Annotated in this window: 3 protein-coding genes and 1 pseudogene; 3 read left to right on the top strand and 1 reads right to left on the bottom strand. The window is 64.4% G+C overall.

What is annotated here, in order from left to right:
* A pseudogene (locus tag HMPREF1138_RS10240) lies at positions 1-854 on the bottom strand (hypothetical protein); the annotation flags it as partial.
* 281 nt (positions 855-1,135) lie between these two features.
* Between HMPREF1138_RS10240 and HMPREF1138_RS10245 the strand changes: the two are divergent.
* The 3 genes from HMPREF1138_RS10245 to HMPREF1138_RS10255 all read left to right on the top strand — a co-directional run bounded on the left by HMPREF1138_RS10245 (position 1,136) and on the right by HMPREF1138_RS10255 (position 4,328).
* Entirely contained in the window at positions 1,136-1,729 is a 594-nt protein-coding gene (locus tag HMPREF1138_RS10245) for a GNAT family N-acetyltransferase (RefSeq protein ID WP_050981265.1), read from the top strand.
* Between the two features lie 142 nt (positions 1,730-1,871).
* Positions 1,872-2,336, top strand: a complete 465-nt coding sequence (locus HMPREF1138_RS10250; protein WP_009059580.1) for a MerR family transcriptional regulator — start codon at positions 1,872-1,874, stop codon at positions 2,334-2,336.
* 498 nt (positions 2,337-2,834) lie between these two features.
* On the top strand, positions 2,835-4,328 hold the full coding sequence (locus HMPREF1138_RS10255; protein ID WP_039937973.1) for a glutamine synthetase family protein: 1,494 nt from the start codon (positions 2,835-2,837) through the stop codon (positions 4,326-4,328).
* The last annotated feature ends 83 nt before the right edge of the window (positions 4,329-4,411 follow it).

Genomic DNA, 4,411 nt, shown 5'->3' on the forward strand with positions numbered 1-4,411 from the left:
TCCTCGCCGTGCTGGGGGCCTTGCGGGCGCACGTGCGACGCGGGTGCGGGGGACCGCGCACCCTTCGTCGGCGCCGGAGACTTCTTCGAGCGCTTCGCATAAACGACGAAGACGCCGACGAGCACCACGACGATGAGGCCGACGATCAAGCCGATAAGCAGGCCGATCGATGGACCCGACGAGGAGGCTTCGGACGACGGCTCGCTACCACTCTGCGCGGCCCCGGCCTCGGGACGACCCGGGGGAGGAGTGACGCCCCACGGATCCCGCAGCGCGCGAGTGCCGCCAGCGGCGGAGCGGTCGCCGCCGGCCGCCAGATTCCCACGAACGGTGATCACCTCGGGGACGGAGTCTTTCCACGTCACCACGGTAAAAGAACGGTTCTCGTAGGTCATGGACGAGTTCGCCGCCCCGGCCGTCGACGACTTCACGTCCCCCTCCACGCTCAGCGAGAGGGAGGTCATCACCAGTGTCACGCCAAAATTCCGGCGGTACCCATCAATGGTCTGATCGGTTCGCGCCGTCATGATGAATTCGCCCGAATCCTTGAGCTCGAACTCCGTCTCGTCCTCAGCACGGGTGTACATGAGCTGCATGTGGCACACCGCCGCGTCGTCCAACAGGACGAACTGGACGCGGTGGTCGGTCGAGCTACCCGCAAAGGGCTGGCACGTCGACTCCGTCATAGTGCGTGACGGGTCCCTGACGGTCAGCGTGTCCACGAGCTGCCCGTCCTTGGTTAGGACAAACGCCTCCGATACGGTCGGAGCGTCGGTCGCAAAGGACGCTGAAGGCAGGGCGGGCACGATGAGTAGGGCCCCGAGCACAGCGCACAGGGCACGAAAGAATCGCATGCAGTCCTCCTGAGATGGGTCACTCGATTATCGTCCGTTCGTGGATACAAAGCAACGAGGGCGCGCAAGTCCGACAGTGCCTGACCGGTCGTGAAGTAATCCTTCTCTGACTGTCAAAGCGCATCACAGTTTACTGACAAGGTCAGATTGTGGCTCATCGCGTAGTATGACAACTGTCTACCTGTGGTCAGGTTTTCGACCTCGTCACGCGATACTGTCCGACATAACAGAGGAGGGCTGCAGTGAAGTGTCGACCCGCAACTAGTGCAGATATCCCCGAAATGACACGCATTATCACCGAGGGATTCCTAGATTACCCGTTTCACATCATGCTGAAACCGTATCTCTACCAGCCGGAGCGTTACCCGCAATGCCTGGAAGCGGTCAATCGGATGCTCGTCAGGGCCTATCTGAGGTGCAGGAATGCGCTTGTCGTCGAGCATGAGGGGCGCGTCGTCGCCGTGGCGCTCATGCACGATCGCAAGGTCGGTTTCTGGGATAACTTCATCAACGGTGGGCACGAGCTCTTCCGCTACGCGACCCCCTTGCTCGTCCTCCAGTTTGACGAGGTGGCGGCGCGTAGCGATCAGGTCGCCATCGACCTGGGTGATTTTGACTGGTACCTCGAGGTCCTGTCAGTGGACCGTCACATGCGCGGCAAGGGGGTGGGGCGTTGGCTCGTTGCCAAAGTGCTGCCGGACTTTGTGGCAAAGAGGGGCGGTCGCGCGTATGGCTTCGTCACATCGACGGAATCCAACGCGCGCTTCTATACCAACGGAGGCTGCGAGCTCCTCGATCTCGTCGAGGTTCGCCTGAGGGAACAGACCTGCCCGATCTGGGCGTTCCAGCGCCGCGCTGAGCTGCTCGACTCATGACGCGTGACCGGTCGTTGCTGCCGTTCGATGACGGGCGCCCCGGCCTGGTTTCGTGAACGGCTTTTGCGCTGGTCGCACCGCGTGATACACGTCCCGCAGTTCCGCTTGACTTCAAGGACTTGAGGTCTTTTAGGGTGAGGTTATGGCAGGAACAGGCATCGGGCGCACGTACTCCATTAAGGAGGTAGCGGCGCTCGTTGGCCTGCCCCCGTCGACTTTGCGCTACTACGAGGATGTCAGCGTCATTCCGGCCATCGCGCGCGATCCCTCCAGTGGCCACCGTATTTACACCGAGGGCGACCTGGAGCTGCTGACCTGGGTCGCGTGCCTGTCGGCGTCCGGAATGTCGATCGCCGACATGCGTGAGTACGTGCGTTCCGGGCTGGGCGCGGAGCGTGACGTCGCGGAGTTCATTTCCCTGCTGGAACAGCAGGACGCGCGCCTTCAGGAGGAGGCGCAGATTATCGAATTACGACGTGAGTTCTTGCGCACAAAGATCGAGTATTGGCGTGCGATGAAGAGCGGAGATACGCCAGAAGCTGAGCGCTTGGATATGAGGGCTCGTGAACTCGTTGAACGCCTCAAGTCCTGGTCTCCGCGTTCATGATGAGCCTAGTGGGGCGGGTTCCATGCCTGCTCCGAACCTCGCCCCGCTAGGGGGCACGGGCCGCGTACCTGCTTGTGGTGCGCGGCCCTCAGCTATGCGCGCGGCGCGCTGCGATGGGGGATCGCGCGGCCCAGGTGCGCGCTCTCGCACTCGATGATGGGGCGCATGCGGTCCCATGGCAGCGCGTGTGCGGCGGAGCCTTGCCCTCGGAGTGTGAGCGAACGGCGGTCTCCTCTCGCGGCGCTCCCTCCTCCTGGACGGTGGACAAGACCGGGGAAGGGAATAGGTCGCACACGTGGTGGACGGCGGCCTCGACGAGGCCGAACGAGGCCGGGGCGGGTGCGGCTGCCGAGGGGGATTCGGGTGCGTGGCTGGGAAGACAGATCTCGGGGATGATTCGGTGTCCCCTTCCCGGCATGGCGTCGACCTCGGCTGTTTCGATGCGGTGTCATGTGACACAATGGGGTGGCACAAGTCATGCTCAAAGAGGAGTTCAAGATGCTCTCGACCGACACCGTTTCCCTCAGTCCCAACCCCCTCGTGCAGGCACTGCGCAAGCCGCCGAAGGAGTTCACCAAAGCCGACATCATCGGTTACATCGAGGACAACCGAATCCCGATGCTCAACCTGCGCTACGTCGGGGGAGACGGGCGGCTCAAGACCCTCAACTTCGCGATCCAATCCAAGGCGCACCTCGACCGTGTCCTCACCCTCGGCGAACGTGTCGACGGCTCCTCCCTGTTCACCTTCGTCGAGGCGACCTCCTCGGACCTCTACGTCGTCCCGCGCCTGTCGACGGCGTTCCTGAACCCCTTCTCCACCATCCCCACCCTGGAATTCCTCTGCGGCTTCTACGACGTCGACGGCGCCCCCTTAGCCTCCGCCCCCCAGGAGATCCTTCGCAAGGCACAGCGCGCCCTCCAGGAAGACACGGGTTGCACCCTCGAGGCCCTCGGCGAACTCGAGTACTACCTCTTCTCCCCGGAAGAACCCCTCTTCCGTGTCGAAGAGCAACGCGGCTACCACGAGTCCGGTCCGTTCTCGAAGTGGGAGGATGTGCGCACCGAAACCCTGCTTCACCTGGTGAGTATGGGCTGCGCCGTCAAATACGCGCACTCCGAGGTCGGAAACTTCGTCGCCGAGGGCCGCCAGATGATCCAGCAGGAGATCGAGTTCCTGCCGGTCGACGTGATGGACGCGGCCGACCAGATGGTCCTGGCCAAGTGGGTGCTGCGCGAGGTCGCCCACTCCTACGGCATCGAGGTGTCCTTCTCGCCCAAGATCGTGGTCGGCCAGGCGGGCTCTGGCATGCACTTCCACACCCGCCTCGTCAAAGACGGGGTGAACCAATTCTCGACCGGCGAAGGGCTGACCGAAGACGCCCTCAAGGTGATCGGCGGCTACCTCTCCCACGCGGCGTCGCTCACCGCCTTCGGGAACACGGTGCCCACTTCGTTCCTGCGCCTCGTTCCTCACCAGGAGGCCCCGACCGCGATCTGCTGGGGAGACCGCAACCGATCGGTCCTCGTGCGCGTGCCCCTCGGATGGCAACACATCGACGACTCCATGTTCCGCGATGCGAACCCCAACGAGGCGCCCATCACCGGGCTTCCCAACGATTCACAGACCGTCGAGCTACGCAGCCCCGACGGCTCGGCGGCCATCCACCTGCTGCTCGCGGGGATCGCGGTCGCCGCTCGCCTCGGACTCACGCAGCCCGGCATGGCCGACTACGCGCGCGAGCGCAAGGTCGACGGCGACGCATCCCAGACCCCCGGACTGGACCAGCTGCCCTCGTCGTGTTTCGAGGCGGCCGGGCGCCTTCTCGCCCAGCGCGAGGACTACGAGGCACGCGGCGTGTTCCCCGCCGGCCTCATCGACTCGTGGGCCTCACGGCTGGTGGAACTGGGCGACATGCACCTGCGCGACGACCTGGCAGACTCGCGCGTGTCCGTCGAGGAGCTCGTCGACCGCTACTTCCACGTCGGCTAGCGGGCGGTGGCATCGCTGCCCGGCGGGGGAGCGAAGCGCTCGCCCCCTTCGGCGGGGTCGGCCTCGGGCGCGGGGGGCGCGTC

This window comes from Actinomyces sp. ICM58 (genome assembly GCF_000283035.1).
Classification (GTDB): domain Bacteria; phylum Actinomycetota; class Actinomycetes; order Actinomycetales; family Actinomycetaceae; genus Pauljensenia.

Coding starts and splice junctions, on each gene's coding strand:
- HMPREF1138_RS10245 (WP_050981265.1), top strand. CDS start 1,136: ATGACACGCATTATCACCGAGGGATTCCTAGATTACCCGTTTCACATC.
- HMPREF1138_RS10250 (WP_009059580.1), top strand. CDS start 1,872: ATGGCAGGAACAGGCATCGGGCGCACGTACTCCATTAAGGAGGTAGCG.
- HMPREF1138_RS10255 (WP_039937973.1), top strand. CDS start 2,835: ATGCTCTCGACCGACACCGTTTCCCTCAGTCCCAACCCCCTCGTGCAG.